General features: G+C 72.8%; 32 protein-coding genes. 16 read left to right on the top strand and 16 right to left on the bottom strand.

Annotated elements, in window-relative coordinates:
- Positions 1-220: 220 nt before the first annotated feature.
- Both ACFQLX_RS14960 and ACFQLX_RS14955 read left to right on the top strand, forming a co-directional pair.
- The gene (locus tag ACFQLX_RS14960; RefSeq protein ID WP_386415178.1) at positions 221-997 is read left to right on the top strand and encodes a DUF6585 family protein; all 777 of its coding nucleotides are present in this window, start codon (positions 221-223) and stop codon (positions 995-997) included.
- A 33-nt stretch (positions 998-1030) separates the two neighbouring features.
- Positions 1031-1339: a hypothetical protein gene (locus ACFQLX_RS14955; RefSeq protein ID WP_386415176.1), complete on the top strand. Its 309-nt coding sequence runs from the start codon at positions 1031-1033 to the stop codon at positions 1337-1339.
- 187 nt (positions 1340-1526) lie between these two features.
- Here ACFQLX_RS14955 and ACFQLX_RS14950 read toward each other — a convergent pair whose 3' ends face one another.
- From ACFQLX_RS14950 to ACFQLX_RS14935, 4 genes are all read right to left on the bottom strand, one after another.
- Positions 1527-1880 carry a VOC family protein gene (locus tag ACFQLX_RS14950; RefSeq protein ID WP_386415174.1) on the bottom strand — a complete coding sequence of 118 codons (354 nt, stop codon included), beginning with the start codon at positions 1878-1880 and terminating at the stop codon, positions 1527-1529.
- A 285-nt stretch (positions 1881-2165) separates the two neighbouring features.
- Complete coding sequence (locus ACFQLX_RS14945) at positions 2166-2924, bottom strand: class I SAM-dependent methyltransferase (RefSeq protein ID WP_386415172.1); 759 nt, start codon at positions 2922-2924, stop codon at positions 2166-2168.
- 28 nt (positions 2925-2952) lie between these two features.
- Positions 2953-4212 carry an MFS transporter gene (locus ACFQLX_RS14940; protein ID WP_386415170.1) on the bottom strand — a complete coding sequence of 420 codons (1260 nt, stop codon included), beginning with the start codon at positions 4210-4212 and terminating at the stop codon, positions 2953-2955.
- Positions 4213-4384: 172 nt separating this feature from the next.
- Positions 4385-4909 carry a MarR family winged helix-turn-helix transcriptional regulator gene (locus ACFQLX_RS14935; protein WP_386415168.1) on the bottom strand — a complete coding sequence of 175 codons (525 nt, stop codon included), beginning with the start codon at positions 4907-4909 and terminating at the stop codon, positions 4385-4387.
- Between the two features lie 112 nt (positions 4910-5021).
- Between ACFQLX_RS14935 and ACFQLX_RS14930 the strand changes: the two genes are divergently transcribed.
- Positions 5022-6524 (top strand): MFS transporter, encoded by a 1503-nt coding sequence (locus tag ACFQLX_RS14930; protein ID WP_386415165.1) that lies wholly within the window; start codon positions 5022-5024, stop codon positions 6522-6524.
- A 173-nt stretch (positions 6525-6697) separates the two neighbouring features.
- On the opposite strand, the gene ACFQLX_RS14925 is transcribed toward ACFQLX_RS14930, so the two are convergent.
- Positions 6698-7966: a PucR family transcriptional regulator gene (locus tag ACFQLX_RS14925; protein ID WP_386415163.1), complete on the bottom strand. Its 1269-nt coding sequence runs from the start codon at positions 7964-7966 to the stop codon at positions 6698-6700.
- Positions 7967-8217: 251 nt separating this feature from the next.
- Here ACFQLX_RS14925 and ACFQLX_RS14920 point away from each other — a divergent pair, with 251 nt between their 5' ends.
- The gene (locus ACFQLX_RS14920) at positions 8218-9240 is read left to right on the top strand and encodes a ferredoxin reductase (RefSeq protein ID WP_386415304.1); all 1023 of its coding nucleotides are present in this window, start codon (positions 8218-8220) and stop codon (positions 9238-9240) included.
- A gap of 11 nt (positions 9241-9251) precedes the next feature.
- On the top strand, positions 9252-10496 hold the full coding sequence (locus ACFQLX_RS14915) for a fatty acid desaturase family protein (protein WP_386415161.1): 1245 nt from the start codon (positions 9252-9254) through the stop codon (positions 10494-10496).
- Positions 10497-10562: 66 nt separating this feature from the next.
- On the opposite strand, the gene ACFQLX_RS14910 is transcribed toward ACFQLX_RS14915, so the two are convergent.
- Positions 10563-11123 (bottom strand): hypothetical protein, encoded by a 561-nt coding sequence (locus tag ACFQLX_RS14910; RefSeq protein ID WP_386415158.1) that lies wholly within the window; start codon positions 11121-11123, stop codon positions 10563-10565.
- 91 nt (positions 11124-11214) lie between these two features.
- Positions 11215-11979, bottom strand: a complete 765-nt coding sequence (locus ACFQLX_RS14905; protein WP_386415156.1) for a VOC family protein — start codon at positions 11977-11979, stop codon at positions 11215-11217.
- A gap of 297 nt (positions 11980-12276) precedes the next feature.
- Here ACFQLX_RS14905 and ACFQLX_RS14900 point away from each other — a divergent pair, with 297 nt between their 5' ends.
- Entirely contained in the window at positions 12277-13527 is a 1251-nt protein-coding gene (locus ACFQLX_RS14900; RefSeq protein ID WP_386415154.1) for an MFS transporter, read from the top strand.
- Positions 13528-13549: 22 nt separating this feature from the next.
- Here ACFQLX_RS14900 and ACFQLX_RS14895 read toward each other — a convergent pair whose 3' ends face one another.
- Both ACFQLX_RS14895 and ACFQLX_RS14890 read right to left on the bottom strand, forming a co-directional pair.
- Complete coding sequence (locus ACFQLX_RS14895; protein WP_386415152.1) at positions 13550-14122, bottom strand: TetR/AcrR family transcriptional regulator; 573 nt, start codon at positions 14120-14122, stop codon at positions 13550-13552.
- Positions 14115-14924, bottom strand: a complete 810-nt coding sequence (locus ACFQLX_RS14890) for an alpha/beta fold hydrolase (protein WP_386415150.1) — start codon at positions 14922-14924, stop codon at positions 14115-14117. Before ACFQLX_RS14890 ends, ACFQLX_RS14895 begins: the two co-directional genes overlap by 8 nt.
- A 174-nt stretch (positions 14925-15098) precedes the next feature.
- Between ACFQLX_RS14890 and ACFQLX_RS14885 the strand changes: the two genes are divergently transcribed.
- The gene (locus ACFQLX_RS14885) at positions 15099-16013 is read left to right on the top strand and encodes a LysR family transcriptional regulator (protein WP_386415148.1); all 915 of its coding nucleotides are present in this window, start codon (positions 15099-15101) and stop codon (positions 16011-16013) included.
- 72 nt (positions 16014-16085) lie between these two features.
- Here the strand turns inward: ACFQLX_RS14885 and ACFQLX_RS14880 are convergent, their stop codons facing one another.
- The 5 genes from ACFQLX_RS14880 to ACFQLX_RS14860 form a co-directional block, all read right to left on the bottom strand.
- On the bottom strand, positions 16086-16409 hold the full coding sequence (locus ACFQLX_RS14880) for a GlsB/YeaQ/YmgE family stress response membrane protein (RefSeq protein ID WP_386415146.1): 324 nt from the start codon (positions 16407-16409) through the stop codon (positions 16086-16088).
- Between the two features lie 185 nt (positions 16410-16594).
- On the bottom strand, positions 16595-17452 hold the full coding sequence (locus ACFQLX_RS14875; RefSeq protein WP_386415144.1) for a SigB/SigF/SigG family RNA polymerase sigma factor: 858 nt from the start codon (positions 17450-17452) through the stop codon (positions 16595-16597).
- A 30-nt stretch (positions 17453-17482) separates the two neighbouring features.
- Entirely contained in the window at positions 17483-18379 is an 897-nt protein-coding gene (locus tag ACFQLX_RS14870; RefSeq protein WP_386415141.1) for a YihY/virulence factor BrkB family protein, read from the bottom strand.
- Complete coding sequence (locus ACFQLX_RS14865; protein ID WP_386415140.1) at positions 18369-18554, bottom strand: hypothetical protein; 186 nt, start codon at positions 18552-18554, stop codon at positions 18369-18371. Before ACFQLX_RS14865 ends, ACFQLX_RS14870 begins: the two co-directional genes overlap by 11 nt.
- 167 nt (positions 18555-18721) lie before the next feature.
- On the bottom strand, positions 18722-19033 hold the full coding sequence (locus ACFQLX_RS14860; protein WP_386415139.1) for a UBP-type zinc finger domain-containing protein: 312 nt from the start codon (positions 19031-19033) through the stop codon (positions 18722-18724).
- Between the two features lie 271 nt (positions 19034-19304).
- Between ACFQLX_RS14860 and ACFQLX_RS14855 the strand changes: the two genes are divergently transcribed.
- The 7 genes from ACFQLX_RS14855 (at position 19305) to ACFQLX_RS14825 (ending at position 22768) form a co-directional block, all read left to right on the top strand.
- Entirely contained in the window at positions 19305-19940 is a 636-nt protein-coding gene (locus ACFQLX_RS14855) for a hypothetical protein (RefSeq protein ID WP_386415137.1), read from the top strand.
- A gap of 95 nt (positions 19941-20035) precedes the next feature.
- The gene (locus ACFQLX_RS14850) at positions 20036-20431 is read left to right on the top strand and encodes a PB1 domain-containing protein (protein WP_386415135.1); all 396 of its coding nucleotides are present in this window, start codon (positions 20036-20038) and stop codon (positions 20429-20431) included.
- Between the two features lie 155 nt (positions 20432-20586).
- The gene (locus tag ACFQLX_RS14845) at positions 20587-20943 is read left to right on the top strand and encodes a PRC-barrel domain-containing protein (protein WP_386415134.1); all 357 of its coding nucleotides are present in this window, start codon (positions 20587-20589) and stop codon (positions 20941-20943) included.
- Positions 20944-20976: 33 nt separating this feature from the next.
- Positions 20977-21150, top strand: a complete 174-nt coding sequence (locus ACFQLX_RS14840; protein ID WP_386415132.1) for a hypothetical protein — start codon at positions 20977-20979, stop codon at positions 21148-21150.
- 280 nt (positions 21151-21430) lie between these two features.
- Positions 21431-21901, top strand: a complete 471-nt coding sequence (locus tag ACFQLX_RS14835; protein WP_386415129.1) for a hemerythrin domain-containing protein — start codon at positions 21431-21433, stop codon at positions 21899-21901.
- A 193-nt stretch (positions 21902-22094) separates the two neighbouring features.
- On the top strand, positions 22095-22406 hold the full coding sequence (locus ACFQLX_RS14830) for an SMP-30/gluconolactonase/LRE family protein (RefSeq protein ID WP_386415126.1): 312 nt from the start codon (positions 22095-22097) through the stop codon (positions 22404-22406).
- A complete protein-coding gene (locus ACFQLX_RS14825) occupies positions 22376-22768 on the top strand; it encodes an SMP-30/gluconolactonase/LRE family protein (RefSeq protein WP_386415125.1) in 393 nt (130 codons plus the stop codon). Before ACFQLX_RS14830 ends, ACFQLX_RS14825 begins: the two co-directional genes overlap by 31 nt.
- A gap of 122 nt (positions 22769-22890) precedes the next feature.
- Here the strand turns inward: ACFQLX_RS14825 and ACFQLX_RS14820 are convergent, their stop codons facing one another.
- Entirely contained in the window at positions 22891-23469 is a 579-nt protein-coding gene (locus ACFQLX_RS14820) for a M15 family metallopeptidase (protein WP_386415124.1), read from the bottom strand.
- A gap of 40 nt (positions 23470-23509) precedes the next feature.
- Here ACFQLX_RS14820 and ACFQLX_RS14815 point away from each other — a divergent pair, with 40 nt between their 5' ends.
- Positions 23510-23647, top strand: a complete 138-nt coding sequence (locus tag ACFQLX_RS14815; RefSeq protein ID WP_386415123.1) for a hypothetical protein — start codon at positions 23510-23512, stop codon at positions 23645-23647.
- Positions 23648-24032: 385 nt separating this feature from the next.
- A complete protein-coding gene (locus ACFQLX_RS14810; protein WP_386415303.1) occupies positions 24033-24797 on the top strand; it encodes a GNAT family N-acetyltransferase in 765 nt (254 codons plus the stop codon).
- Between the two features lie 9 nt (positions 24798-24806).
- Here the strand turns inward: ACFQLX_RS14810 and ACFQLX_RS14805 are convergent, their stop codons facing one another.
- Positions 24807-25244: a protein-tyrosine phosphatase family protein gene (locus ACFQLX_RS14805; RefSeq protein WP_386415121.1), complete on the bottom strand. Its 438-nt coding sequence runs from the start codon at positions 25242-25244 to the stop codon at positions 24807-24809.
- Between the last annotated feature and the right edge of the window lie 16 nt (positions 25245-25260).

The raw sequence follows: 25260 nt of genomic DNA, 5'->3' as shown, positions 1-25260 counted from the left end.
TCCCCCGCGCGGCGGAGGGGGCGCAGTCCGCCAGGGTGAGGGCCGGTCGACAAAGCCCCGGTGTCCGCTGCGGCAGCAACGGGCACGGCGATGGCGGGAGTTCACCTGGTGTTGGGCTAAAAGCCGTTCGCCGGCAGGAGGGTAGGGTCGACTTGAAGATCCACAGTGTCTACCGCCTCGCAGCGGACGGGAGTCCGGCCGCGGGGCAGCGGGGGAAGTCATGGCTCAGGCAAGTGCCGGTACGTTCGGCGGGCAGGTTCAGGAAGCGGCGCAGCGGGCGCGGTTGGGGGCGTATCGCGGGGGCTACCAGGGAGGAGCGGGGGGCATCCGGGTCCGGCTGTGGCTGGGCACGGTCCTGTGCGCGCTGTTCGGGGTCGCGGCGTTGGCGGCCCTGGTCTCGGGCTATCCGGAACTGGCGGTTGCGGCAGGGATTCCGTTCCTGGTCTTCGCGGTACGGATGGCGCTCTCCTGGAGGGTGGGCACCAACGCCGGGGAGCTGCACCTCTACGAGGGCGGTGTCGTCGTCGTGCACAAGGACCGGGTGCGCACGGTCCGTTACGCCGACAGCACGGTGCTGGACAACACCAAGCGCGAAACCCAGTACGGCTCGACCCTGGCCACCGTCTACTCCTTCGGGCTCACCGACACCGAGGGCCGCAACCTGGTCATCGGCAGCGCCTACCCCGGCGGCGAGGTGTGGGGCCCCTGGGTGCAGCAGGACTCCGCCGCCGCCCAGCTCCCCGGCGCCCTGGCGCGGCTGCGCGCCGGGGAGAAGATCGAGTTCGGGCTGCTGTGGGTCACCGCCGGGGAGATCGGGACCGGGAAGAACTCGGCGCCCTGGCAGCAGGTCGAGATAGACATCAAGGACGGCTCGATCACCGTCCGCGCAGCCGGCCGACGCGGCTCCCTGGCCAACTCCTGGGTGCGCCTGACCCCGAACTTCTCCCTCTTCCACGCCCTCACCGACGTCCTGCGACAGGGCCGCCTCAACGCCTGAGCCCGGGCGCGACGACGAGCGGAGGCGTGAAGCATGCGTAAGAGGCATCCCACCGAGGACGAGTTGCGACTGGCCTTCGAGGTCGAGCTCGCCTCGGCGGCGGCTGGTGGCGGCGTACGCACCGAAACCGGCCTCGACACCCGGACCGAGAACGCGCTGCTCGATATCGTCATGGCGTTCCCGGTCGTGTCCCAGCAGTTGATCGATGCCGCACGCGCGGCGTTCGCCGGCCAGCTGGACGGCACCAACGCCGAGCAGTCGCGTGCGCTGCTGGCCCGCTTGATCGAGGAGCACAACCGCCGGGCAGCGGGCGAGGGAGGGCAGAAAGCGCCCCGTAATTGATCTCGTGGTGGGGAGGGGCGGGATGACGGGTGCGGCGTACTCGCGGATAGAGCCGTTGCGTTCGCAGAGCGATGCCGGGTCGTGTCCCGGGTAGTGGTGCAGCCGGGTCGGCGAGCGGCTGCGGGTGGGCGGAAACCGTCCGGCGCCTCCGCACGAACGGCCACCCGGCCCCGCTCAACTCCTCCGCTCAGCTCCTCCGCTCAGCCAGGACGCAGAATTCGTTGCCCTCCGGGTCGAGGAGGGTCACCCAGTGCTGCTCGTCCTGCACGGTGCCGGCGCGCCGGGCGCCGAGGGAGAGCAGCCGGGCGACCTCGGCCTCCTGGTCGTCGGGGCGGAAGTCGGGGTGGAGGCGGTTCTTCGAGGTCTTGCCCTCGGGGACGGGCACGAAGAGCAGCCCCGGGATCCGGTCCGGCTCGGGCCGGATCTCGATGATCTCCTCGGATTCGTCGACCACCACCCAGCCGAGCGCCTCGGCCCACCAGCGCCCGAGGGCGATGGGGTCGGCGGAGTCGACGATGACCTGTTCCCATTCGAGTGCCATGGGCGTGATCCTAAACAGGGCCGGCCGGCTGCCAGGGCCGGGGGTGACTGCCGTCGACCGCCGGTCCGGTGTGCGCGATGTGGTAGCAGCGGGTCGCGGGCTACACCACTCCGGAGCGACACCGCCCGGAACAGATCCGCCTACGCGAACGCCCACTTCGCGCCGCCTCCACGACTCGCGCGCGTAAGGCACTCGAACTCCGCGGCAGCGCACGGGGTTTCATGCCGGGCACTGCGGGAGGTTTCGCCTCCCCGCCCGAGCCCGGCGCGGCTTCCCCGCGCCCCCTCAGGCCCGGGCGCCGTCCGCCCGTACGACGGTCAGGCCGCAGCGGTACGGCTCGTCCAGCTCGCCGGTGGGGAAGCGGCGCAGCAGTTCGGTGTGCTCGGCGGTGAGGAGTGCGGTTCGTTCGGCCGGGTCCATGGTGACGAAGTGCGAGTGGGTGGCGAGGTTGCGCAGGTGCTCCTCGACGGTGATGCGGCGCGACCAGGTGACCTCGCGGGTGGCCACCCGCACCGGGAAGGGCGCGAGTTGGGCGGCCACCGTCGTCGGGTAGGCGCGCATGAACGGTGCCAGGCGGGCGTCCTGCGCCGCGACCCAGGGGACGTGCACGTCGGCCTGGTTCCACCACAGGGCCAGCACGCCGCGGTGGCGCAGCACGCGCAGCGCCTCGGGGACGGAGCGCGCCGGGTCCGTCCAGTGCCAGGACTGGGCGTACGTGACGAGGTCGAAGCTGGCGTCCGTGAAGGGCAGGCGGTCGCCGTCGGCCCGTACCAGCGGGATGTGCGGCTCGGTGCGGCGCAGTTCGGCGGCCATCGCGGCGCCCGGCTCCAGGGCGGTGACGCGGGCGCCGCGGTGGCGCAGCAGCCGGGTGGCTATGCCGGTGCCGGCGCCGCAGTCCAGGACGTCGGTGCCGGTCAGGGGGCGGTCGGCCAGTTCCTCCAGGGCGTCGAAGAGGGCGGGCGGGTAGGTGGGGCGGGCGGTGGCGTACTGCGGGGCGACGGTGTCGAAGGACAGGGCGCGGGCGCGGTTCACGGCGTGGGTCATGGAGTGGATCTTCCCCGGTGCGGTGAGGTCACGCGGGTACGCCGTCGCGTTCTGCGTCGGCGTCCGCCGCCGGGAGTGCCTGGCGGGTGCGCGCTCCCCACCGTTCGAGTGGTGGGCCCGCGGCGCCCACCAGCGCGAAGAACACGCCGAGGAGCAGCCAGCCGGCCGTGCCCAGGCCGAGGACCGCCGTGAGGAGGATGACGGGGGCCAGCGCCTGGCCCGCGCCGAAGCCGAGGCCGAGGAGCCCCTGGTACTGCCCCTGGGCGTGGTCGGGCGCCAGGCCGAAGCCGAGGGCGAAGCCGGCCGAGGACTCCCAGATCTCCCCGAGGCTGTGGACGAGGATCGCCGCCACGACGAGGCCGGCGGCCGCCCACACCGGGACGTGTGCGGCCAGGGCCATCATCGGGCAGCTGACGAGGAAGAGCAGCCCCGCCAGGCGGAACGCCCTGCCTCCGTCGCGCAGGGTCTCCACGCGCGATCCGATGCGGGTCTGCAGCAGGACGCACACCCCGGCGTTGATCGCGAACGCCGCGGCCACGGTCCAGCGCGGTGCGTCCGTGTGCAGGGAGATCCACAGCGGTAGGAGCGCGGACACCACCGGGTACTGCAGTCCCATCGCGCCGAAGAGGGCGGCGAAGGTCAGGAACGGGCGGTCGGTGAGAGCGATCCAGCGTCGCTGCTGCGGCGGGGGTGCCAGTGCCGCGTAGGCGGGGAGGAGGAGTAGCAGGAGGGCGCAGAGGGCGAAGCTGGCCGCGTTGCCCAGGATCAGTACGAGGTAGGCGGTGCGGGTGTTCACGGTCACCGCGAGTCCGGCGCCCACCGTGCCCAGGATGACGCCCAGGTTGACGTAGGTGCGCAGCTTTGCCCGAAACAGTGCCGGGCGGTCGGTGCCGACCCGGGCGACGAGGGCTCCCCACGCCGCTCCGCCGGCGGCTGCGGCGAGCTGGTCGATGGCGGCGATGACCGTGAGGGCGGCCCAGCTCTCGACGTACACGAGGGCCGACATCGCCACCGCCTGGACCGCCAGGGCCAGCATCATGACCGTGCGCGGCCCGCGGCGGTCGGCCAGGCGGCCGCCGGGTATGCCGGAGAGGAGGCCGATCAGTGCGGCGATCGTGAGGGCGGCGCCCACCTGCGCTGCCGGCAGCCCTACGACGAGGGTGAAGTAGAACATCGCGGCCGCGTTGAAGAGGCCGTTGCCCACCCGGTTGACGAAGCTGGCGAGGATCAGCACGCGTTCCGGTCGGTTGTCACCCGCTGTGCGGCCGGCCGGTGGTCCCTTGATCATGGGCTCAGGGTCTCATCCGCTCCCGTAGCCATGACTCGACGTCTCGGCTTCGACCCCGGCTCCTGGGTGCCGGCCTTTCCATACGGCCATATACGTCGACATACGTCGAGGTCCGCCGTACAAGCGGACCTGCTGCGCCCGCGGGCGCGAGATACCCCGGGGAGCAGCCCGGTCAGGGAGTGCGTCCGTCAGGGGTGCGAACGGCACGCGGCGTCGCCGCGTGCTGTTCCGTGAGGTGGCTGTCCATGGTGGTGTTCAGGTCGGCCATGAACGCCTGGACCTGTGCCAGGAACCGGGGCGGGTAGTGCGACATCGCCGCGTCGAGGCGGTGCGCAAGCGGGCCGAAGAACTCGTCCGCCCGTTCATGGATGTGTGCTCCGCTGTGCAGGGTGACGATGCGCCGGTCGGAGTGCTCGCGGGACCGGGTGATGTGACCCGCCGCTTCGAGGCGGTTCAGGAGTGCGGTGGTGGCGCCGCTGGACAAGGAGATCCGCTCGCTCAGCCGCGCAGGTGACAGGGGGATGCCGCGCTCATCGGCGGCGGCGATCTCCAGGAGTGCGGTCGCGTCTGTGGAGTGCAGGCCCAGCCGGGCGGCGAAGCGGCGGCCGAGCTCGGCGTAGTGGCCGCCGTAGATCCTCAGCGACTCCATCAGCTGCTCCCGCTGCTCCGCGACGCCGTCGCGCACGGTTTCCTCCATGCCTGCCGCCCTTCTCTCCTGCCCCACGGTCCGTGCGGTCATCCCGCTTTGACAACCTACCGCCACCACTTTACCTTGATGCTGGAATTACTTCACCATGGAGGCATCTGACGTGCGCGACCCGTCCCCCACCCCTGACCGGACGACCCGGCCCTACCGATGGCGCTGGCTGATCCTCGCGGTGATGATCGTCGCGGAGATCATGGATCTCCTGGACGCCTCGATCGTCAACGTCGCCGGACCGGACCTGGAGAAGTCCCTCGGCGCCGGCTCCGTCGGACTGCAGTGGGTGATCGGCGGCTACGCCCTCACCCTGGGCGCCGGGCTCGTCCTCGGCGGCCGACTCGGCGACCGCTACGGCCGACGCAGAATGTTCCTGATCGGACTCGCGGCCTTCACCGCGACCTCCCTGCTGTGCGCGATCGCGCCGAGCATCGAGTTGCTGATCGCCTTCCGCCTGCTGCAGGGCACCGCCGGAGCGATCCTGCTGCCCCAGGGCCTGGGCCTGCTGCGGGAGAACTTCTCCGGCCCCGAGCTCACCAAGGTCTTCGCGATCTTCGGCCCCGTGCTCGGCCTGGGCGGCATCATCGGCCCGGTCCTGGGCGGCTTCCTCATCGAGGGCGACTTCCTCGGCCTGGGCTGGCGCTCGGTGTTCCTGATCAACCTGCCCATCGGCATCGCGGCACTGATCGTCGCCGCGAAGTTCGTGCCCAAGAAGGAAGGCGACCGCACCGTACGGGTCGACATGACCGGCGCCGCCCTGATCGTGGCGTCCTGCGCCCTGCTGGTGCTGCCGCTGAACCAGGGGCAGGAGGAGGGCTGGCCGCTGTGGACGTGGCTGTCCATGGCCGCCTCGGTGATCGGGTTCGCCCTCTTCGCCCTCCAGCAGCGCCGCACGGCCGCCTCGGGCCGCGAGCCGCTGGTGACCCCGGGCTTGCTGCGCAAACCCGCCTTCACCGTCGGGCTCGGCGGCATCACCCTGTTCTTCGGCGGCCTCGTCGGCACCCAGCTCGTCCTGACCCTGTTCCTCCAGATCGGCCACCACTTCACCGCCGGCGAGGCGGGCCTTGGCAACCTGCCCCTCGCGGTGGGAACCGCGATCGGCGGCGCCATCAGCGGCGCGCTCCTCGCCGACCGGATCGGCCGCAGGGTGCTGCAGATCGGACCGCTGGTCCAGCTGGCCGGCGCGGCCCTGCTGTGGTTCGAGCTCGACGGCCTCGACGCCGCCTCGTTCTCCATCTGGGACATCGCCCCCGGCGTGGCGGTGGCGGGTATCGGCGCCGGCATGGTGATCGCAGCCCTGTTCAGCTTCATCCTGGCCGCGGTCGACGACGACGAGATCGGATCCGCCTCCGGTGTCCTGTCGGCGGTCCAGGCGGTCGGCGGCTCCATCGGCGTCGCGGTCTTCGGCTCGGTGTTCTTCGACCAGGCCAAGGCCGGTGACTTCACCGGCGGCTTCCACCGCGCGCTGATCGTCCAGGCGTGCCTGCTGGTGGTCTTCTTCGCGATCACCTTCCTGCTGCCCAAGAAGGGCCGCCCCGAAGACGAGCAGCACGGCATCATCCCCGACACGGCAGCCGACGACTCCAACGCCAAGCAGCACGCCACCGTCTGAGACCGGGCCGGGGACCGTACGCAAAGCGGCCACGGCACTCTCCCGGGCCCCGTCTGCCGGGATACCACATCAATCCGCTGTCCACTTCAGCGGCAGGAGCTGCGGACCGGGCGAGTCCGGGCCCGGGATGGGCGTCGGTTGGTTTCACCCCGTCATGTGGACTGGTCCGGTCGTCACCGGGTCTCCACCCCCGTAGCCAGCGCCAGCATGAGCGACAGGGCCGTGCGCGGGTTCTCCAGTGCGTCGCCGTAGAGGTGGCGTAGTTGCGTCATGCGGTAGCGGACGGTCTGTGGGTGGACGTACAGCTCCTCGGCGACCTTCTCGCGGCGGCCCTGGTGCAGCAGCCAGCAGCGCAGGGTTTCGGCGAGGCGGTGGCGGGTGGCGGGGCTGAGGTCGGCGAGGGGGGCGAGGGCTGCTGTGCGCAGGTCGGCGAGGGCGGCCTCGTCGGCGTGCAGGACCAGTTCGGGCAGGAGGTCCTCGCTGTCCAGCACGTCGGTGGCCGATTCGGGGAGCGCCCGCAGGGACGCGGCGAGGCGCCGGGTGCGCAGCGCCCGCTCGTACGACTCCTGTACGTGCTGCCAGGGCCGGTCCGGGCCCAGGACCGCCGAGCGGCCCGTGAGCAGGCGCGCCAGGCGGGTGCGGCCGGGGCCGGAGGCGTCGGGGACGAGGAGGACCCCGGTGGCGGGCACGGGGCGCCCCCGGCCCGGGGAGCCGCCCGGGGCTTCGGGCAGGGCGCTGTCCAGGTGCAGCACGCGCGGGTCGAGCTGCCCGAGGACGGCGGAGATCTGCCCGAACGGCAGCAGTACGGCGGTGAGACGGGCCGGGGGGCGCCAGTCGCAGCGCTCCGCCGCCGACGCCAGCTCCTCCTGGCCCGCGCCCAGGAGCAGGGCGCGGGCCAGGTCCTCGCGCAGGCGGGCGCGCAGGCGGCCGCCGGCGGCGAGTTCGTCGGTATGGCCGGCGGCGCTCGCGGCGGAGAGGCTGTCGATGAAGGCGAAGACCAGCTCGGCGAAGCGCCCGATGGCGTCGGCCGGCTCGCGGGCCTGGACCGCGACCTCGCACAGGCCCTGCCAGGAGGTCCGCGCCCCGATGCGGTAGGCGGCCAGGAGGGCGTCCATGGAGCGGCCGTTACGGGCCTCGCCGCGGCCCAGTTCGTAGGAGGCGGCGGTGCTGTCGGCCATCGGCGCGGAGCCGTCCCCGGGGCGGGTGGCGCCCAGCCCCAGCTGCGCGGCGGAGCCCTCGCCCCGGCAGAGGTCGAGCAGGTCGTTCAGGGCGGTCTCCACCGCCCGGCGGATCGTACGGCCCATCTTTCCGCTCAACGGCCCCGCGTACGCCGGGACTTGGCCGATGATGGCGTGCACGGTGGCCGCCGAGACCGCGGCGACCTCGGCCCGCAGCCGCTCGTGGGTCTGTGCCGCGAAGTCGATCGTCGCCGGTGATCGCATGGCGCGCCCCCCTTCCCTCCGTATCCGCCCACCACAGCGGCGGGCGCCGCGGTGATCCGTCCAGGGTAATTGTTCGCAGAGAACAGAAAACGACGGGAACTTCACGCCGCAAGGGTTGGATTCCCCGGCTGGAGTCAGCCGAAGCTGGCCCTATGGCCATTCCCCTCGCCACCGGCCCGTCCGCTCCCCCCGCGCCCCGGCCCCCCGGCACGCGCCGCACGCTCGCCCAACGGGCGCTGCGCGTGGCCGGGTTGCTGGCCACCCCGCTGCTGCCGGGCGACTACCTGGACCTGGTACGCCCCCTGGGCGCCGGCGGACGCCTGCACGGCCGCGTCCTGGAGGTGCTGCCCGAGACCCCCGGCGCCGCCTCCCTCGTCATCCGCCCCGGCCGCGACTGGCGTCGGCACCGGCCCGGGCAGTACGTACGACTCGGCGTGGAGATCGACGGGGTGCGCCACTGGCGCGCCTACTCGCTGACCTCCGCCCCCGACCGGGCCGACGGCTGCCTCACCGTCACCGTCAAGGCGGCCGACGACGGCCTCGTCAGCCGCCACCTCGTCCACCGCGCCCGCCCCGGGGAGCTGCTGCTCCTGGAGCAGGCCGCCGGGGACTTCACCCTCCCCGCCCGCCCGCCCGCCAAGGCGCTCCTCCTGGCCGCCGGCAGCGGCATCACCCCCCTCGCCGGCCTCCTGCGCAGCTCCCTGCACCGGCTGCCCGACGTGGTGCTGATCCACACGGCCCGCACCCCGCAAGAGGCGATCTTCGGGGCGGAGTTGCGCGCCCTGCACCACCAGGGGCGGCTGCGCCTGATCGAACGCCACACCGCCACCGAGGGCCGCCTCACCCCCGCCGAGGTCACCGCCCTCGTCCCCGACCACGCCCAGCGCGACGTCTGGGCCTGCGGCCCCGGCCCCCTGCTGGACGCCCTGGAGGAGCACCGCGCCGCCCACGGCCTGGGCGCCGCCTGGCACACCGAGCGCTTCCGCCTGGCCCCGGCCGCCGTCGGCGAGGGCGGCACCGTCACCTTCACCCGCAGCAACACCCGGGCCACCACCGACGGCGCCACCCCCCTGCTCACCGCCGGGGAGGACGCCGGGGTGCTGATGCCCTACGGCTGCCGGATGGGGGTGTGCTTCGGCTGCGTGGCCCCGCTCACCCAGGGCGCCGTACGCGACCTGCGCGACGGCCGGCTGACCAGCGCCGTCCCCGGCGAGCGCGTGCCCGTACAGACCTGCGTCTCGGCCGCGGCCGGGCCCTGCGAAATCGAGCTGTAGAGGAAACGCCCATGACCACGCTCAGCACCGAAACCCCCCAGCCCGAGCAGGCCGCCCCCGCCCCCCGGCGGCTGCACGACGACCTCGGGCTCACCGCCGAGCAGGTGGCGGAGCTCGGCCGCGAGCTCGACGCCATCCGCGACCGCTGCCTGGCCCAGCGCGGCGCCTCGGACGCCGCGTACATCCGCCGGGTCATCGCCGTGCAGCGCTCCCTGGAGGCCGGCAGCCGCGCGCTGCTCCTCTTCTCCCGGCACCGGCCCGCGCGCCTCGCGGGCACGGCGGGTCTGACGCTCGCCAAGATCCTGGAGAACATGGAGATCGGGCACAACGTCATGCACGGCCAGTGGGACTGGATGCGCGACCCGCGGATCCACTCGACCACCTGGGAGTGGGACAACGCCTCGCCGGCCGCGCAGTGGAAGCACTCCCACAACCAGGTCCACCACACGTACACCAACGTCATCGGCCGCGACAACGACCTCGGCTACGGCATCATGCGCGTCTGCGAGGAGCAGCGCTGGAAGCCCTTCCACCTGGGGCAGCCGCTGTGGAACCTCCTCAACGCCATGGTCTTCGAGTACTCCATCGCCGCCTACGACCTGGAGATCGGCCGCTACCTCGCCGGGCGCGCCGACAAGGAGGACTTCCACCGGCGCCGCTCCGAGGTGCTGCGCAAGATCCGCGACCAGGCGACCAAGGACTACGTGGTCCACCCGCTGCTCTCCGGCCGCTCGGCCCCGTACACCCTCGCCGCGAACCTGACCGCGAACCTGCTGCGCAACCTGTGGACCCACTCCGTGATCGTCTGCGGGCACTTCCCCGAGGGGGTGCAGACCTTCCCGCGCAAGGCGATCCGGGGCGAGAGCCGCGGCGAGTGGTACCTGCGGCAGATGATGGGCGCCGCGAACATCTCCGGCGGCCCCCTCACCCACCTCCTGACCGGCAACCTCTCGCACCAGATCGAGCACCACCTCTTCCCCGACCTGCCCAGCAACCGCTACGCCGAGGTCGCCCCGGAGGTCCGCGCCGTCTTCGCGAAGTACGGACTGCGCTACGTCACCGGGCCCTTCCCCCGCCAACTGGCCTCCTCCTGGGGCCAGGTCGTCCGCTACTCCGTCCCCAACGGCACCTGGGAACGCCTCGCGGCGGACCCGGCGGCCACCCTGCGCTCGGGCCTGAAGGCACTGCGGGGCGGGGGGCGCAAGCGGGGGCGGGGTCGGGCTGGGGCGAAGGCCGGTCGGCCGAGCGGGAGTTGAGCGCCCTCCGACAGAAGGTCTTGACCGTTTGCCAGGAGAGTTCGACCGCCTCCCGCTGCGGTGGGATCAGCGAAGGCCGTTGCCGAGGACGTCGTAAGCGTCGCCGAGCGCAGGGGTCTGATCGTTCGGATCGCCTCCGCCGAGGCGCAGCAGCCATCGGAGGAGAGAGGTGACGGAGGTGGCCACCACCGGCATGTCACCCACCAGCCCGAAGGTGTCCCACGCGGTGAGGTAGCAGCGTCCCAACCGTGTCGGATGCAGATCGACCACGACGTACTGGCCGCTGGAGGTCCCCGGTGAGTCCTGTGCGATGACGTAGCAATCGTTCGTCAGGTCCTCGGGAGACTCCGCGGCGACCTGCTCCGCGATCTCCTGCGTGAGCAGGAGTGGCCCTGCCGGCTCCAGGCGGGAGGGTCCAGCGATGTGCCACGGATATTCCGCATCGATGTGGAGGTGCACCCCTCCGCAACGCCGAAACAGGTCGTCAAGGTCACCGGGCAGCCGGTGCGGGACAGGAAGGACTGGCTTCTGATCGCTGGGCGGGTCGATGGCGCATCCCTGCCGCGCGGCAATCTCGGCAAGCAACTGCTGCAGCGACTGGGGCTCTTCGTACTGACGCTTCACCATGCAGAACGTAGCCATACCGAGCGCTCGGGCGTCAAGATCGGCAGTCGAGCATCGGGCGTTGCCGATAGGGACCCGGGACGGGATTCCCGGGTCAGTCGGTCGCCGGGGGCGGCGTCGCCGCGCGGCTCAGGACGCAGAACTCGTTGCCCTCCGGGTCGGCCAGGATCTGCCAGGAGACGTCGCCCTGGCCGACGTCGGCGGGTGTCGCGCCCAGGGTCCGCAGGCGGGCCACCTCCGCTGCCTGGTCGTCGCCCTGGTAGGGCAGTACGTCGAGGTGGACGCGGTTCCACACGGTCCGCTCCTCGGGGGTGCGGACGAACTCCAGGTACGGGCCGACGTCCTTGGGTGAGCGCAGGCGCGCGTGGTCGTCGCTCTCCTCGTGGACGGTCCAGTCCACCGCCTCGCCCCAGAAGCGGGCCAGGGCGCGCGGGTCGTCGCAGTCGACGACCACCCGGGCGATCGGTCCGGTGTCCCGGTAGACCTCGCGGGGGTCCAGCACGTGGAAGGCGTTGCCCTCCGGGTCGGCCAGGACCGTCCACGCGGTGTCGTCCCCGGTCGCGTGGGCGGGGGTCGTCGCGCCGAGGTCCCGCAGCCGCGCGACCAGCTCCGCCTGCTGCTCCGCCGAGGTGGTGGCGAGGTCGATGCGCGCGCGGTACTTCACCGTCCCGGGGTCGGGCACGGTGACGAGGTCGATGCACAGGGCGGTGGGGTCGGGCCAGTCGAAGCCCACGGGTTCGAGGTTGGTCACGCCGGGCCCCTCGCTGGACTGCCCCCAGCCCAGCGCCTGCGCCCAGAAACGGCCGAGCGCCGCGTCGTCGGCCGCCTTGAAGTTCACCTGTACGAGCTGGAGTCCCATGCGGGCGACCCTACGGCGGCGAACACGCCGTGATCAACCGCGTATTCTTCGGCCCGGTTGGCGGCAACGGGCAGGTCAGGGACGCCGCCGAAGGGTCGTAAACCCCCGGGAGCCGGCCCGCCTCCCGGCAGCGCCCCGCCACCGATCCCGGCAGCAACCACCCCTGGCCTCCCCCGCATCGGCCCTGCTACAGTCGTGGACATGTTCCTTTCCCGTGCGTAGACAGCGCCCCGGCCGCACCGACGGTGACCGGCCCCCTCGGCGTCCTGTCCGCACGTCCTTTCCAGGAGCATTCCCATGTCCTCGCCCGCCGGGGCGCCGTCGTACCGTGCCGTGCTGCGCACGCCGTACGCCGCCCGCACCTTCCTCACCTCCCTGACCGGCCGGTTGTCGTACGGCACGGTCTTCCTCTCCCTCATGCTCGCGCTCACCGCGAGCACCGGCTCCTACGCCGCCGCCGGCGCGGTCATCGCCGTCTTCGGACTGGCCGTCTCCCTCCTCGCGCCCCTGCGCGCCGGGCTGATCGACCGCCGCGGGCCGCGCCGTGTCCTGCCTGTGATGGGCCTGGCCTACGCGCTCGCGCTCACCGCCCTGGCCGGGGCGACCTGGCGGCCGGGAGCGGCGCCGCTCTGGCTGCTCGTCGTCCTGGGCGCCGCGGCTGGGGCGTGCGCGCCGCCGCTCGGGCCGGTGATGCGTGCCGTGTGGAGCGACCTGATGCCCCAACCGGCGCTTCGGCAGCGGGCGTTCAGTCTGGACACGGTCAGCGAGGAGCTGCTCTACGTCACCGGTCCACTGCTCGCGGGGCTGACCGCGGCCCTGGCCGATCCCGCGCTGGGCGTGGTGGGCAGCGCGGGGCTGGTGCTCGTCGGCACGCTGGCGTTCGCCGCCTCACCGCCGGTACGGGCCGTCGCCCCGGTCCCTGCCCCCGCGACGCGGCGGCGGCGCGGCGCGCGGGACCTCCCCCGTCGCCCCCTCCCCCGCCAGCCGCTCGCCGCGGCGGCCGGGCTCGGGATGGCGCTCGGCGCGCTGGGGCTGCTGCTGGTGGTCTTCGCCTCCAGCCGGGGCCAACTGGCCTCCGTGGCCTGGCTGGAGGCCGCCCTCGCGGTGGGCAGCCTCCTGGGCGGCCTGGCGTACGGGGCGCGGTCCTGGCGGCGCCCCGCGTGGGTGCGGCTGCCGGTGCTGACCTCGGCGCTGGCGGTGGTGCTGGCCGCGATGGGCTCGGCGCCCGGGCTGCTGGTGCTCGGGGTGTGGACGCTGGCGGCGGGGGCGTTCGTCGCGCCGGCGCTCACCACGGCGTACCTGCTGGCGGAGGAGTCGGCCGCCGACGGGGAGCGCACCCGCCTGGGGACGTGGGTCAACACCGCGTTCAACCTGGGCAGTTCCCTCGGCTACGCGGGGATCGGGCTGCTCAGCGGCCGGCTGCCGCTCCCGGTGTGCTTCGCGGTGGCCGCGCTGCCGCTGCTGGCCTCGGCGTGCTTCGCACGGGGGCGGCGGGTACGTACCGCAGAGGCCGCCCCCGCACGCGAGGCCGACCGCGTGGCCCGCTGAGTGCCCCTCACCCAGCCCCCCGTCATCCCGGCGTCGTCGCGCCCGCGCTGAGGGCGGTGATCGTCATCCGGGTGAGGAGGTCGTAGGAGGTGTCGAGGTCCTCCGGGAGGCCGAAGCCGCCCGCCGCCTCCAGGGCGGCGAAGCCGTGGACGGTGGAGCGCAGGGCGCGGGCGGCGTGGACGGCGTCGGGGCCCTGGAGGCCGTAGCCGCGCAGGGTGGCCAGGATGACGTCCAGGAGGCGCTGCGCCGCCGCCTGCGTCGGTCCGTGGTCGGGGGGCTGCTGGCTCATCGCGCTGTAGCGGGCCGGGTGTTGTCTTACGTACGCGCGGTAGGCGTGCATCAGCGCGCTCAGCGCCTCGTCGCGGGAGCGGCCCAGGACCGCGGCCGTGACGCGGTCGGTGAGGTCGGTCAGCACGCGGCGGGTGATCAGGTCGCGCAGGTCGGCCAGGCCGCGTACGTGCTTGTAGAGGGAGGGGGTGGCCACGCCCGCGCGGGATGCGACCGCCGAGAGGGTGAGGGCGGCGGGGCCCTCCTCGTCGATGAGGGCCAGGGCGAGGTCGACCACCGCTTCGGGCGACAGGCCGGCCCTACCCACGGGCGGCCTTCGCGGTCTGCGCGAGGAAGGCGAGGATCGCGGCGGTGGTCTCGGCCGGGTACTGGGCGTGCGGGTAGTGGCCGGCGCCCTCGATCATGGCGATCCGCGTGGGCCCCGCCAGGTCGCCCGCGAACTGCTCCGCCTCCGCCGCCGGGTCGGGGAAGTCGGTGTCCTTCGTCCCCATGACGACCAGGGCCGGCTGCTCGACCTGCGCGCGCTGGGCGGCGGAGTCCTTGGTGGCGGGGTCGCCCATCGCGACGAGGGCGCGGGTGCCGTGCGGGCGGCGCAGGTTCGCCTTCAGGGCGCTGACGTAGGGCTTGAAGTCGGCGGGCTTGGGGCCCTTGTAGAGCGAGGTGTAGAACATCCCCCACAGCGCGGGGACGCGCGTGACCAGGGCAGAGGCCGCCTTGAGCAGGGGGTTGAGGCGGGGCGGGGCGGCGAAGGGCGCGATCAGGACGAGGCCGGCGACCAGCTCGGGCGCCTCGGCGGCGGCGTGGACGGCCGAGTCGGGGGTGAAGGACTGCCCCACGACGATGGCCGGTCCGCCGCCCAGGTGGCGGATGAGGGCCGCGTAGTCGCCGCCCACCGCGGAGGTGGTGTACGCGTCCCAGTCGGTGGAGGAATCGCCGTGGCCCCGGATGTCGAAGACCGCGACGCGGTAGCCGGCGGCGACCAGTTCGGGCACCACGAAGCGGTAGGCGCCGCGCACGTCGCCCATGCCGGGGGCCATCACCACCAGGGGGCCCTCGCCGGTCACGTCGTAGGCGATGCGGCCGGTGGGGAGGGTGAGGTACTCGGTCATGGCTTCCTCCAGGAGTTAGTGCCCGTAACGAGAAAGCTAATTCTATTAGCCAGTGGGCGTCAAGTCCCTTCCCCGCACGGGTCCGACCCCCTCCCTGTTCCGCTGGAACCGACCCGCACGTACGCTCGCAGCAAGGTCGGGAAGGTCGGGAAGGGCTGGAGGGGGTGTCAGGCCGTGGAGTTGCGCCAACTTCGCTATTTCGTCACGCTGTCCGAGGAGCTGCACTTCGGCCGGGCCGCGGCCCGCGAGCACATCGTGCAGTCGGCGCTCAGCCAGCAGATACAGCGCCTGGAGCGGGCCGTGGGCGTACGCCTGGTGGAACGCACCACCCACCACGTGGAGTTGACCGCCGCCGGGGTGGCGTTCCTGGTCGAGGCGCGGCAGATCCTGGCCCACGTGGAGCGCGCCGCCGCCGTCGCGCGCGGCGCGGGCAACGCCTCCCCCGCGCTGCGGGTGGGGATCATCGACGCCGGGTACGACTCGATGCCGCAGATCCTGCACGAGGTCCAGGCCCGGTTTCCCGACCTGGTGATCCATCAGGTCGAGGCCGGGGTGCCGGAGCAGTACCAGCAGCTCGTCGACGGCCGCCTCGACGTCGGCATCGGACGCGCGGCGCTGGCCCCCACGGGCGTGGCCTCGCACCTGTTCCGCCACGACCCGCTGGGGGTGATGATCCCCAGCGACCACCGGTTCGCCTCGATCGACGGGGTGCCGGTGGCGGTGCTGGCGCAGGAGCCGCTGCTGCTGGCGGAGGACGTACAGGCCCCGGAGTTCAACCAGTTCACGATCGAGATGTGCCGGGCGGCCGGCTTCACACCGACGGTGTACGAGGGCACGGTCGAGAGCATCCGCGCCGCCGCCGACCTGGTCGCCCAGGGCCGCTGCCTGTACTGCGTGCCCGCGTCCTGCATCTCGACCTTCCCCGGCACCCTCTGGCGGCCGCTGATCGAACCGGCCTCCTACTACCCGTGGTCGGTGCTGTGGCGCGCAGGCGACGACTCGCCCTACGTAGCGGCCATCGTCGCCTGCGCACGCACCATGTCGGCCCGGTTGGGCTGGCTGGCCACCAGCGACCGGGCCGCGGGCTGACGGCGCTGACCGGCGCTACCGCTCAGGAGGCCGGGCGTCGCGGCTGCTGCCTCCGGCGGAGGGGGCAGCGGCTCATCTGCGGGAGAAGCGCCGACCGGAGCTGCGTCCGGAACCGCGCCCCCGGCCCCCGTTCCCGCCGCCGCGTCCTGCGAACATGCTGAAGGCGAACAGCAGGATGCCCGCGCCGATGATGGCGGTCACCCAGGTGGTGACGTCGAAGAACCCCTGGTTGCCGTCGATGTCGAACACCTCGGCGGCCAGGAAGCCGCCGAGCAGGGATCCGGCGATGCCGATCACGGTGGTGATGAGCAGTCCGTGACCGTCCCTGCCGGGGATCAGTAGTTTGGCGATCATTCCGGCCAGCAGGCCGAGGACGATCCAGGCGATGATGCCCATGACTGGCTCCAGAGCTGGAGTGGGTGGAACGCCGCGCCGAGTCGGCCCGTACGGACCGCTGGGCGCCGCGGTGCCGGGGCCCGCAGGGGGCGCCGGCGTGGGAGGGACTCGTTCACTGTCCAGCCAAGCCCATCCGCGGTCCGGCGGAAACAGCCGATCGCGGATGGGCCCATCTCGCTCACCGATCAGCGCGGGGACGGCGCGTCGCCGGTGCGGTGCGCGGCCGGCGCGGTGACGGCCGGCGCGGTCGCGGCCAGCACCTGGTCGCGCAGCCGCGCGCAGATGAGGGTGATCAGGCGGGAGATGTGCATCTGGGAGACGCCCAGCTCCTCGGCGATCTGGCTCTGCGTCATCTCGCGGAAGAACCGCAGGTACAGGATGCGCCGCTCGCGCTCCGGCAGCGCCCGCAGCAGCGGGCGCAGCGCCGCCCGGTCCACGACCCGTTCGAAGCCGGGGTCCTCCCGGCCCAGGGTCACCGCCAGCGGGAGGTCGTCCGTACCGCGGTCCAGGGCGGTGTCCAGGGACAGCGTGGCGAAGCACTCCAGCGCGCCCTGGCCCAGGCGCACCTCCCCCTCGCTCAGCCCGGTGTGCGCGACCAGCTCCGGCACCGAGGGGCCGCGGCAGTCGAGCGAGCCGTCGAGTTCGTGGCGGGCGGTACGCACCCGCCGGCGCAGTTCCTGGGCGCGGCGCGGCACGTGGACGGCCCACAGGTGGTCGCGGAAGTGCCGCTTCATCTCGCCGACGATGGTGGGCACCGCGTAGCCGGGGAACGCGATGCCCACCGTCGGGTCGTAGCGTGCGACGGCCTTGACCAGGCCCAGCCTGGCGACCTGTTCGAGGTCGGCGAAGGACTCGCCGCGGTTGCGGTAGCGGCCGGCGAGGCGGGTGGCCATCGGCATCCAGGCGCACACCGCCTGCCGGCGCAGCGCGGAGCGCTCCGGGCCGTCCGGCAGGGCGGCGATACGCACGAAGAGCGCCTCGGTGTCGGGGGTGTCGTGGTGGGAGTGCTTGCGTCCGGTGCTCGTGGTTCGTACGTCCAGCATGGGAAGTGCTCCTCGGAAAGGGGTGGTTGCTCACGGCGGCGGGGCCGGGGCGGTGGTGCGCTCCCGGGCCGGCCGGGGGCGGAGTTTGGCGAGTTCGGCGTTGAACTGGGCGCCGGCGAGCAGGGTGAGGTTGGACACCCAGAGCCAGACGAGGAAGACGATGCTCCCGGCGAGTGAGCCGTAGAGCCGGTTGTAGGTGCCGGCCCAGGAGACGTAGCGGGCGAAGCCCGCGGAGGCCGCCAGCCACAGGACGAGGGCGAGCACGCCGCCCGGCGCGATGTGCCGCGCCCGGCGGGTCGGGGGCGGCCCGGTGTGGAACAGCAGCAGGACGAGCACCACCGCCACGCACAGCAGCATCGGCCACTTGCGGGTGTTCCAGGCGGTCAGGGCGGTGTGGTCCAGACCCAGGGCGGAGCCGATCGCACGGGCCGCCTCGCCGGTGAGCATGAGCAGGATCGTGCCGGCCACCAGCAGGGTCAGCAGCGCCGCGGCCGTCAGCGCGGTGCCCGGTACCGTCCGCCAGAACGGCCGGGGGTCCCCGACCCCGTACATGGTGTGCAGGGAACGGCGGAAGACCGCGAGGTAGCCGCAGGCCGACCACAGCGCGCCCGCCGTGCCGGTGACGGCCAGCAGCCAGGCGGCGGTGCGCTGGTCGGCCATGCCCCGCAGGGTGCGCTCGGTGACGGCCCGCGCGTCGGCCGGCGCCATGGCCGTGGCCTGGCTGATGAGGTCCTGGGTGGCGGCCGGGCCGGCGATGCCGATCAGGGAGACCGTGACGAGCACGGCGGGGACCAGCGCGAGGATCGCGTAGTAGGTGAGGGCCGCGGCCCACTCGTCGGCGTTGTGGTTCCACAGGGACACGGAGGTCCGGCGCAGCGCGGTCACGCAGTCCCGGCAGCCCGGCACGCCGCGCGGCTCAGGCCGCACGCCGGGGCCCGGCGTCGGGGCGGGGCGCTGCCGGCTCAGCACGGAGGGCCCGATCCGCCGGGGCCGGGGCCTGGTCCGTACGGGCCGGCAGCAGGCGGTCCTCCAGCCAGGACAGCCCGATGAGCGTGCCGAGCAGGAGGAAGGGCAGCAGGGCCGGGATGAGCAACACGTACATAACAACCGCCTGTTGCCTGCTGTGCTCGGGGCCGGGTAGGGGTGCGGGTGCGGGCGCGTAAGGGTTCGCCGCCGCGATACGGCAGCGTGCTCTCCTCGGCCATCCGGACCACTTCCTGTCGGTGAACGCTGCGGTGGCGGCGGCCAGTTAGGCCGTCGGCGGCCGGTTCAGACCGCGCGCTGGTGGACGTAGCACCAGCGCGTCCGGGCGCCCGGTTCCAGGGCGCGGACGAGCGGGTGGTCGGTCTCCTCGTAGTGCGCCTTGGCGTGCTGGTTCGGTGAGTCGTCGGAGCAGGCCACCCAGCCGCAGGTCAGGCAGACCAGCAGGGCCACCCAGTCCGCACCCTGCCGCCGGCACTCGTCGCAGCCGTCCGACCGGGGTGGGGCCGGCCTCAGTCCGTCGAGGTGTTCGCAGAGCGGCGCCGAGCCGTTCGGGCTCACCGCGGGCATCACCTGCGAGGTGCGCTGCCCAAAAGCCATGACAGCCTCCAACGAATCCGAGCCACCGGGTCCCGCCCGGCCGATCGGCCTCAGTCAACGCCGCCGCCGCCCGGGCGGAAACCGGCAACTTGAGCACGGCCCATCACCGCAGGCGATGACGGCGGACATACCGGTCGCAGTGGGGCGTCAGCATGACGACGTGCCGCGTCCGGCGTACGGCATCTCAGCCCGACCGGCCCGTTTGGCCGCGCCCGCCGCGGCTACCCGACAGGTGACAGCCCTCTGCGGGCCATCTTTCGGAAGGCACGCCATGTCCACCGGCGTCATCATCACCATCGTTCTCCTCGCCGTCCTCCTGGTCGCCGCCGCAGCCCTGGCCAAGCCCCTCGCGGGCAGCAGTCGCGGGCTGCGCCACCGCTTCGGACCGGAGTACGAGCGGGCCGTGGCCCAGCACGGCGGCGACACGAAGGCGGCCGAGAAGGAGCTCGGCGAACGGGCCGGCCGGCACGGCCACCTCAGGCAGCGACCGCTGACGGCCGAGGCGCGGGCCCAGTACACCAAGGAATGGGCCGGTATCCAGGAGCAGTTCGTGGACGCCCCCGCGGCGGCGGTGGCCGAGGCCGAGCGGCTTCTCGACCGGCTGGCACGCGACCGCGGCTTCTCCGCCGACAGCGCCGACGAGCGCCTCGCCGCGATGTCGGTGCACTACCCCCGGCACGTCGACGGCTATCGGCAGCTGCACGAAACCGCGCGCCGGCCGCACGAGGAGCCGGCCGCGACCGAGCACCTGCGCGAGTCCCTCGTCCACGCCCACGCGCTCTTCGCGGAACTGGTCGGGGAGAAGCCGGAGCGCCCGGACCGGCAGCGCGAAACCGGGCCCGAGCCGCGCCACGCACCGTGGACGGCGATCCGCCGCCGCAGCAGCACGAGAGGAAGCACCTCATGAACGAATCCCGACAGCCCCCGTCCACACCTACGTCCGCGCCCATGTCCACACCTGCGCCTGCACCTGCACCTACCCCTGCGCACGCGAAGCCGGCCATGGCCGTCCCGGCGCAGTTCCGCCCCGCGCAGGCACCCGAGCCCAAGCCCGAGTCCGATCCCAGGTCCGAGCCCATGCCCGATCCCAAGCCCTCATCCGCAGCATCCGCAGCCGGTTCGATCCCCCGCGCCGGACTCCTGGCCGACGAGCACGACAAGCTGCAGTTGCGCCTCCAGCACGCCGTCAGCGGTTTCGTCGATGACCCGCGCTCCGCGGTCGAGGAGGCCGGCGCCCTGCTCGACGACCTCGCCGACCGGATCCACGCGGCCCTCGCCGAGCGCCGCAGCGCCCTTCGCACGTCCTGGCAGGACGCGGACGGGGACTCCGCCACGGAGGACCTGCGCACCGCGCTGCGCAGCTACCGCGACCTCGCGGAACGGCTGCTCCACCTGTGAGCGCGGCGGCCATGAGGCCCCGCCCGTCGGCACCCGCCACCCCGCGAGCACCGGCCGCACCGGCCGGCCCGCCACGCCCAGGTTGGTACAAACCGGTCTTCGGTAGGACACTGGGGACGTACACCGGCCGCACTGCAGGGCGAAGGAGACCAGGGATGATCCAGAGCGCGGACATCCGGGAGTGGCGTACGCGCGACGTCGTCGACGCGAACGGCCACAAGATCGGCACCCTGGAGGCCGTCTACGTGGACACCAGCACCGACGAGCCCTTCATGGCCACCGTCCAGGTCGGACTGCCCACCCGCCACCGCCTGGTGTTCGTCCCGCTGGAGGGCGCCGTCGTCGGTCCGGACCAGGTCAGGGTCGACTACGACAAGTCCCTGGTGAAGCGGTGCCCGTCGATCGGCACGGACGACGTCCTGCCGGCCGAGGACGAGGCCGCGGTCTTCGCCCACTACGACCTGCCCTACCAGCCCGGCGCGAACGGCGAACGCAAACTCGCCCGCCGCTGATCCACCCCCGAGGAACCCCGAGGAAACAGCGCCATGATCTTCTTCCTGCTCCTCGTCATCGTCGCGATCGTGCTGGGCATCATCGGCGCGGTCGCGAAGGGACTGTTCTACCTCCTCATCATCGGCATCGTGGTGTTCCTCGCGGCGGCGCTGTACCTCGTCCTGCACCTACGAAGGTCAGCCCGCAGCCGCCATCCGTCCCGTTGAGCTGAGGGGCGGGCCAGGGGTACGGGGCCTCCTTGCGCAGAGGCAAGGGGGCCTACGAGCCGCCCGGGCGCGGTGCCATGCCCACGCTCCACGGCTCTCTGGGCCCCACCCGCAAGTCGGCACCCCCCAAGTCCCGTAGGCACAAGCCCCCTTGGAGGCCCGTCCGGCCCTACGGGATAGGGTGCGGGCAGCGTCGCGTGCCGGTGGCAGACCGTGCCAGGCATGGAGGCGCCGAACCGAGGGAGACCGACGATATGCCCGCCGTACCCTTCGCTCTCGCGTGACTGAGCGCGAGACGACCAGGCTCGCTGCCTGGAGCCACGAACTGCGCCGGGTCCACCAGCAGCTACGGGAAGCGCTGGCCGTCACCCGCGCCTCCCTCGCCGACGGCACGCCCGGCGAGGCGGCCACCCGCGAACTGCTGCTGTACTGCCGCGGCTTCTGCACGGCGCTCGACAGCCACCACCGGGGCGAGGACCGCACCCTCTTCCCCGCCATCGCCGCCGCACACCCCCACCTGCGCCCGGTGCTGCGCTCCCTCGAACAGGACCACTCGATGATCGACCACCTGCTCACCGCCCTCGGCGCAGCGGTCGACCGCTCCGCACCACCCGAGGAACTCGACAAGCACCTCGAGGGCATCGCCGCGCTGATGGAGAACCACTTCCGCTACGAGGAACGCCAGTTGCTCACGGTGCTCGAAACCCTGGAACTGACCGCCACCTCCCGGGACGTGCTGGGCCCGCTGTAGCGACCGCGCTGGCCGCGGCCCTCAACGAGCGGCTGCGACCAACTGTTGACCTTCATCCAACGTGAAGGTCAACTCGCTCTTCGGTCAGGTTCCCCGACGGCGCCCCGCCCACCGGCATGTTTCCCGGGGAATCGCGATGGTTTTGGGACGCTGGCCCGGTCTGTCCTGTCACCTACGAGCGAAGGGGACAACCGTGAGCGCACCCGAGGTCCTGATGGAGGGAATCGTGTTCGGCGAGTCGCCGCGGTGGCACGGCGGGCGGCTCTGGTTCTCCGACTGGGGTGCGAACCACGTGATCGCGCTCGGCGTCGACGGGCGCCACGAGGTGGTCGTGAGCGTCCCGTCGTTCCCGATGTGCATCGACTTCCTGCCCGACGGGCGGCTGCTGGTCGTGGACTCGGCGCGGCGCCGGGTGCTGCGCCGGGAGCCCGACGGGTCGATCAGGTGGCCGACGACGTCGCGTTCCCGAACGGCATGGCGATCACACCCGACGGCGAAACGCTGATCGTCGCCGAGTCGTACGCCGAGCAGCTCACGGCGTACGACATCGGGGAGGACGGCGGCCTCGGCAACCGCCGGGTGTGGGCGCCCACGCCCGGCGACCATCCGGACGGGATCTGCCTGGATGCGCAGGGTGCGCTCTGGTACGCGGACGTGGGCAACCGGCACTGCGTGCGGGTGCGCGAGGGCGGTGAGGTGCTGGCCACGGTCGAGCTGGACCGGGGCGCCTTCGCCTGCGCGCTCAGCCGCGGGGAGGATCCCCGGCTGTACGTCGTCGGCCAGCACTACGGCGACCCCGAGTCGACGCAACCCAGCGGCCGGATCGTGTCGTTCCCCGCGCCCGCACCGGGTGCGGGCCATCCGTGACCGCGCCGCCCCCTCCCCGACGGACGCCACCGACCGGGCAGGGCCAACGCCGCGGTCGACGCCATCGGCCGCCGCACCGGCCGGACGGCACCACCTGGCTCCTCAGCCCCGGGTGGTCGACCTCACGACCCCAGCAGCCGGGACGGAAAACCCGTATCGAAGTGCTGGTAGTCCGCCGTGGCGATGTCCTGCCAGATCCAGCCCTCCTCTGTGAACGCGCGCCAGACCGGGCCGTTCTTGAGGATCTTGCCCGGCCCGGGGGTTCGACTGCTGTGCTGGGCGCTGGGCTGCCAGCAGTCGCACCGCGAGTCGATCCAGGGGTTCTCCATCGGGTTGATGTCGACGGCACGTCCGTTCGCGTGCGGGGACTTTGCGGAGGGGGCGTTGGCCTGGCCCTGCGTGCGGCAGTTGAAGGCCGAGGTGTTGTCGGCGCGCATCGACGCGTTGTCGTCCCCGCCGTACGCCTCGATCGGTTCCATCCGCCGAATCGGGAACCGCTCCTCGAACAGCTTGGTGAAGACCCGGACCAGGCTGGCGCTCACATCGTCACGGACGACGAGGGAGCCCCGGTGGACCTTCCCGTCGAAGCCCCAGTAGTTGAGCTCAAGCCGGCGCAGCCCGGCGCGGCCCACCGGGCACTCGGGACGCCAGGCACCGGCGGCTGTGATACGGGCCCACTGGGCGTCACCGATCTTCGTCACGTCGGCGTCGAGAGACGGGCCGGGAGTCGAGGCCGCCGCCGTGGGTCCGTCCGACGGCGTGGGGGAAGGGGCGTCGGAGGAGGGCGGAGGGGTGGTGGGCGGCTGTGACGGGGACGACGTCGCGGTGTTCTGCGCGGTCGGGGCCGTCGCCGAGGTGCGCGAGGGTGGCGGCGACTGAGCCTCCCCCCGAAGGGAGCCGCAGCCGGTGGCGAGCAGCAGGACCAGCGCCCCGGCGCTGAGGCCGCGACAAGTGAGCTTCATTTCCAACCCCCGGGTAATCAAAGCGATGCCCGCACGACGACGGTGCGCGGCGAGTCGATCACGGGAAGTATGCCTCGCTGCCAAGTCGCTTGTTCGAAGATCGGGTTGAGGCCCCCTCACCTTCCGCACGAACACGGGCCGCATGGGTCGACCCTGCGGCCCGCACCCTGGCCGGGGCGAGCGGATCGGCCGAGGTCAGGGCGAACCGCCCTGGGTTCGATGGAGGCATCGAAGACCCGGAAGGATCGAGGTCAAGCGCTATGAGCAATCGTTTCCCCGATGCGGCCCACGTGATGGACAGGATGGAACGGAACCTGGCGGAACACGCCTGTCACCTGCACCGGAGCATGACCGGTGCGACCGTCACAGAGGCTGGTGACCTCCTGATCGCGGACAGCGGCCTGGACGACGACACCTTCAACATCGTTGCCGCGGCCCGCTTCACCGCCGCCGACGCTACGACACGTATCACCGAGACCGCCGGGACACTGGCCCGCACCGGCCGTCGTTTCTCCTGGTGGGTGGGGCCCGCCTCGACACCGGTGGACCTCACCACCCGCCTCGCGGCGGCCGGTCTGCCGGCGTCCGAACAAGAGACGGCGATGTGGGCCGAGTTGGATGGCACCCTGCCACCGCCCGCCGCCCAGGGGCTGGAAATCCAGCGGGTGGCCACGCCCGAGCAGCTCGCCGACTACGCCACGGTCGTCGCCGCGAACTGGGATCCGCCCGCGGACACCGTCCGCCGCTTCTTCGCCCAGGCCGCCCCGCAGGCGCTGGCCGCGCAGTGCCCGGCCCGCTATCTGGTCGGCTACGCGAAGGGCCGTCCGGTCTGCTCCGCCGAAGTGTTCCACCACGCGGACGTCGCTGGCATCTACAGCATTTGCACCCTGGCCGCCCACCGCCGACGGGGCTACGGCGGTGCCATCACGCTCGCGGCACTCCGCGCGGTCCGCGACCGGGACCACCGCATCGCGGTCTTGCAGGCGTCAGCCGACGGCGAACCCGTCTACCGCCGCCTGGGGTTCCGCCCCTGCGGCCGGTTCACCGAACACGCCGTCAACCCGTGACCGCGCCGGTCAGGCGCTCATGAACCGGGCGACGAACCGCCGTTGCCAGGGCGTCTCCACCGCTCGGGCGTCGTAGTGCTCCCGGACGAAGGCGACCGCGTCGCCGGGGGGCACGCCGTCCAGCGCGGCCAGGCAGGCGAGCGCCGTGCCCGTCCTGCCGCGCCCACCGGCGCAGGCGATCTCCACGCGCTCCTGCGCGCTCCGGCGCCAGACTTCACGTAGTACGTCCCGCGCGGCGCCCCGGTCGGCGGGGAGGCGGAAGTCCGGCCAGCGCAGCCAGCGCGCCTCCCACTCCACGGGCGCGGGCGGTCGGCCGAGCAGGTACACCCCGAAGTCGGGAAGCACCCCGCCGGGCGTTGCCCGCCGCAGCCCGCGCCCTCTGACACGTCGCCCGGACGGCAGGCGCAGCACGCCGTCGGCCGTGGCGTCCCAGGTGTGAGTGGTCATCAGGTCAGCCACTCCA

The sequence above is a fragment of the Streptomyces polyrhachis genome (genome assembly GCF_042663125.1).
In the GTDB taxonomy this organism is placed as follows: domain Bacteria; phylum Actinomycetota; class Actinomycetes; order Streptomycetales; family Streptomycetaceae; genus Streptomyces; species Streptomyces polyrhachii.
The sequence above is the reverse complement of the archived record's forward strand: the minus strand, read 5'-3'. Positions and strand labels throughout refer to the sequence as shown.

Coding starts and splice junctions, on each gene's coding strand:
- ACFQLX_RS14960 (WP_386415178.1), top strand. CDS start 221: ATGGCTCAGGCAAGTGCCGGTACGTTCGGCGGGCAGGTTCAGGAAGCG.
- ACFQLX_RS14955 (WP_386415176.1), top strand. CDS start 1,031: ATGCGTAAGAGGCATCCCACCGAGGACGAGTTGCGACTGGCCTTCGAG.
- ACFQLX_RS14950 (WP_386415174.1), bottom strand. CDS start 1,880: ATGGCACTCGAATGGGAACAGGTCATCGTCGACTCCGCCGACCCCATC.
- ACFQLX_RS14945 (WP_386415172.1), bottom strand. CDS start 2,924: ATGACCCACGCCGTGAACCGCGCCCGCGCCCTGTCCTTCGACACCGTC.
- ACFQLX_RS14940 (WP_386415170.1), bottom strand. CDS start 4,212: ATGATCAAGGGACCACCGGCCGGCCGCACAGCGGGTGACAACCGACCG.
- ACFQLX_RS14935 (WP_386415168.1), bottom strand. CDS start 4,909: ATGGAGGAAACCGTGCGCGACGGCGTCGCGGAGCAGCGGGAGCAGCTG.
- ACFQLX_RS14925 (WP_386415163.1), bottom strand. CDS start 7,966: ATGCGATCACCGGCGACGATCGACTTCGCGGCACAGACCCACGAGCGG.
- ACFQLX_RS14915 (WP_386415161.1), top strand. CDS start 9,252: ATGACCACGCTCAGCACCGAAACCCCCCAGCCCGAGCAGGCCGCCCCC.
- ACFQLX_RS14910 (WP_386415158.1), bottom strand. CDS start 11,123: ATGGTGAAGCGTCAGTACGAAGAGCCCCAGTCGCTGCAGCAGTTGCTT.
- ACFQLX_RS14905 (WP_386415156.1), bottom strand. CDS start 11,979: ATGGGACTCCAGCTCGTACAGGTGAACTTCAAGGCGGCCGACGACGCG.
- ACFQLX_RS14900 (WP_386415154.1), top strand. CDS start 12,277: ATGTCCTCGCCCGCCGGGGCGCCGTCGTACCGTGCCGTGCTGCGCACG.
- ACFQLX_RS14890 (WP_386415150.1), bottom strand. CDS start 14,924: ATGACCGAGTACCTCACCCTCCCCACCGGCCGCATCGCCTACGACGTG.
- ACFQLX_RS14880 (WP_386415146.1), bottom strand. CDS start 16,409: ATGGGCATCATCGCCTGGATCGTCCTCGGCCTGCTGGCCGGAATGATC.
- ACFQLX_RS14875 (WP_386415144.1), bottom strand. CDS start 17,452: ATGCTGGACGTACGAACCACGAGCACCGGACGCAAGCACTCCCACCAC.
- ACFQLX_RS14865 (WP_386415140.1), bottom strand. CDS start 18,554: ATGTACGTGTTGCTCATCCCGGCCCTGCTGCCCTTCCTCCTGCTCGGC.
- ACFQLX_RS14860 (WP_386415139.1), bottom strand. CDS start 19,033: ATGGCTTTTGGGCAGCGCACCTCGCAGGTGATGCCCGCGGTGAGCCCG.
- ACFQLX_RS14855 (WP_386415137.1), top strand. CDS start 19,305: ATGTCCACCGGCGTCATCATCACCATCGTTCTCCTCGCCGTCCTCCTG.
- ACFQLX_RS14850 (WP_386415135.1), top strand. CDS start 20,036: ATGGCCGTCCCGGCGCAGTTCCGCCCCGCGCAGGCACCCGAGCCCAAG.
- ACFQLX_RS14845 (WP_386415134.1), top strand. CDS start 20,587: ATGATCCAGAGCGCGGACATCCGGGAGTGGCGTACGCGCGACGTCGTC.
- ACFQLX_RS14840 (WP_386415132.1), top strand. CDS start 20,977: ATGATCTTCTTCCTGCTCCTCGTCATCGTCGCGATCGTGCTGGGCATC.
- ACFQLX_RS14825 (WP_386415125.1), top strand. CDS start 22,376: ATGGCGATCACACCCGACGGCGAAACGCTGATCGTCGCCGAGTCGTAC.
- ACFQLX_RS14810 (WP_386415303.1), top strand. CDS start 24,033: ATGGAACGGAACCTGGCGGAACACGCCTGTCACCTGCACCGGAGCATG.
- ACFQLX_RS14805 (WP_386415121.1), bottom strand. CDS start 25,244: ATGACCACTCACACCTGGGACGCCACGGCCGACGGCGTGCTGCGCCTG.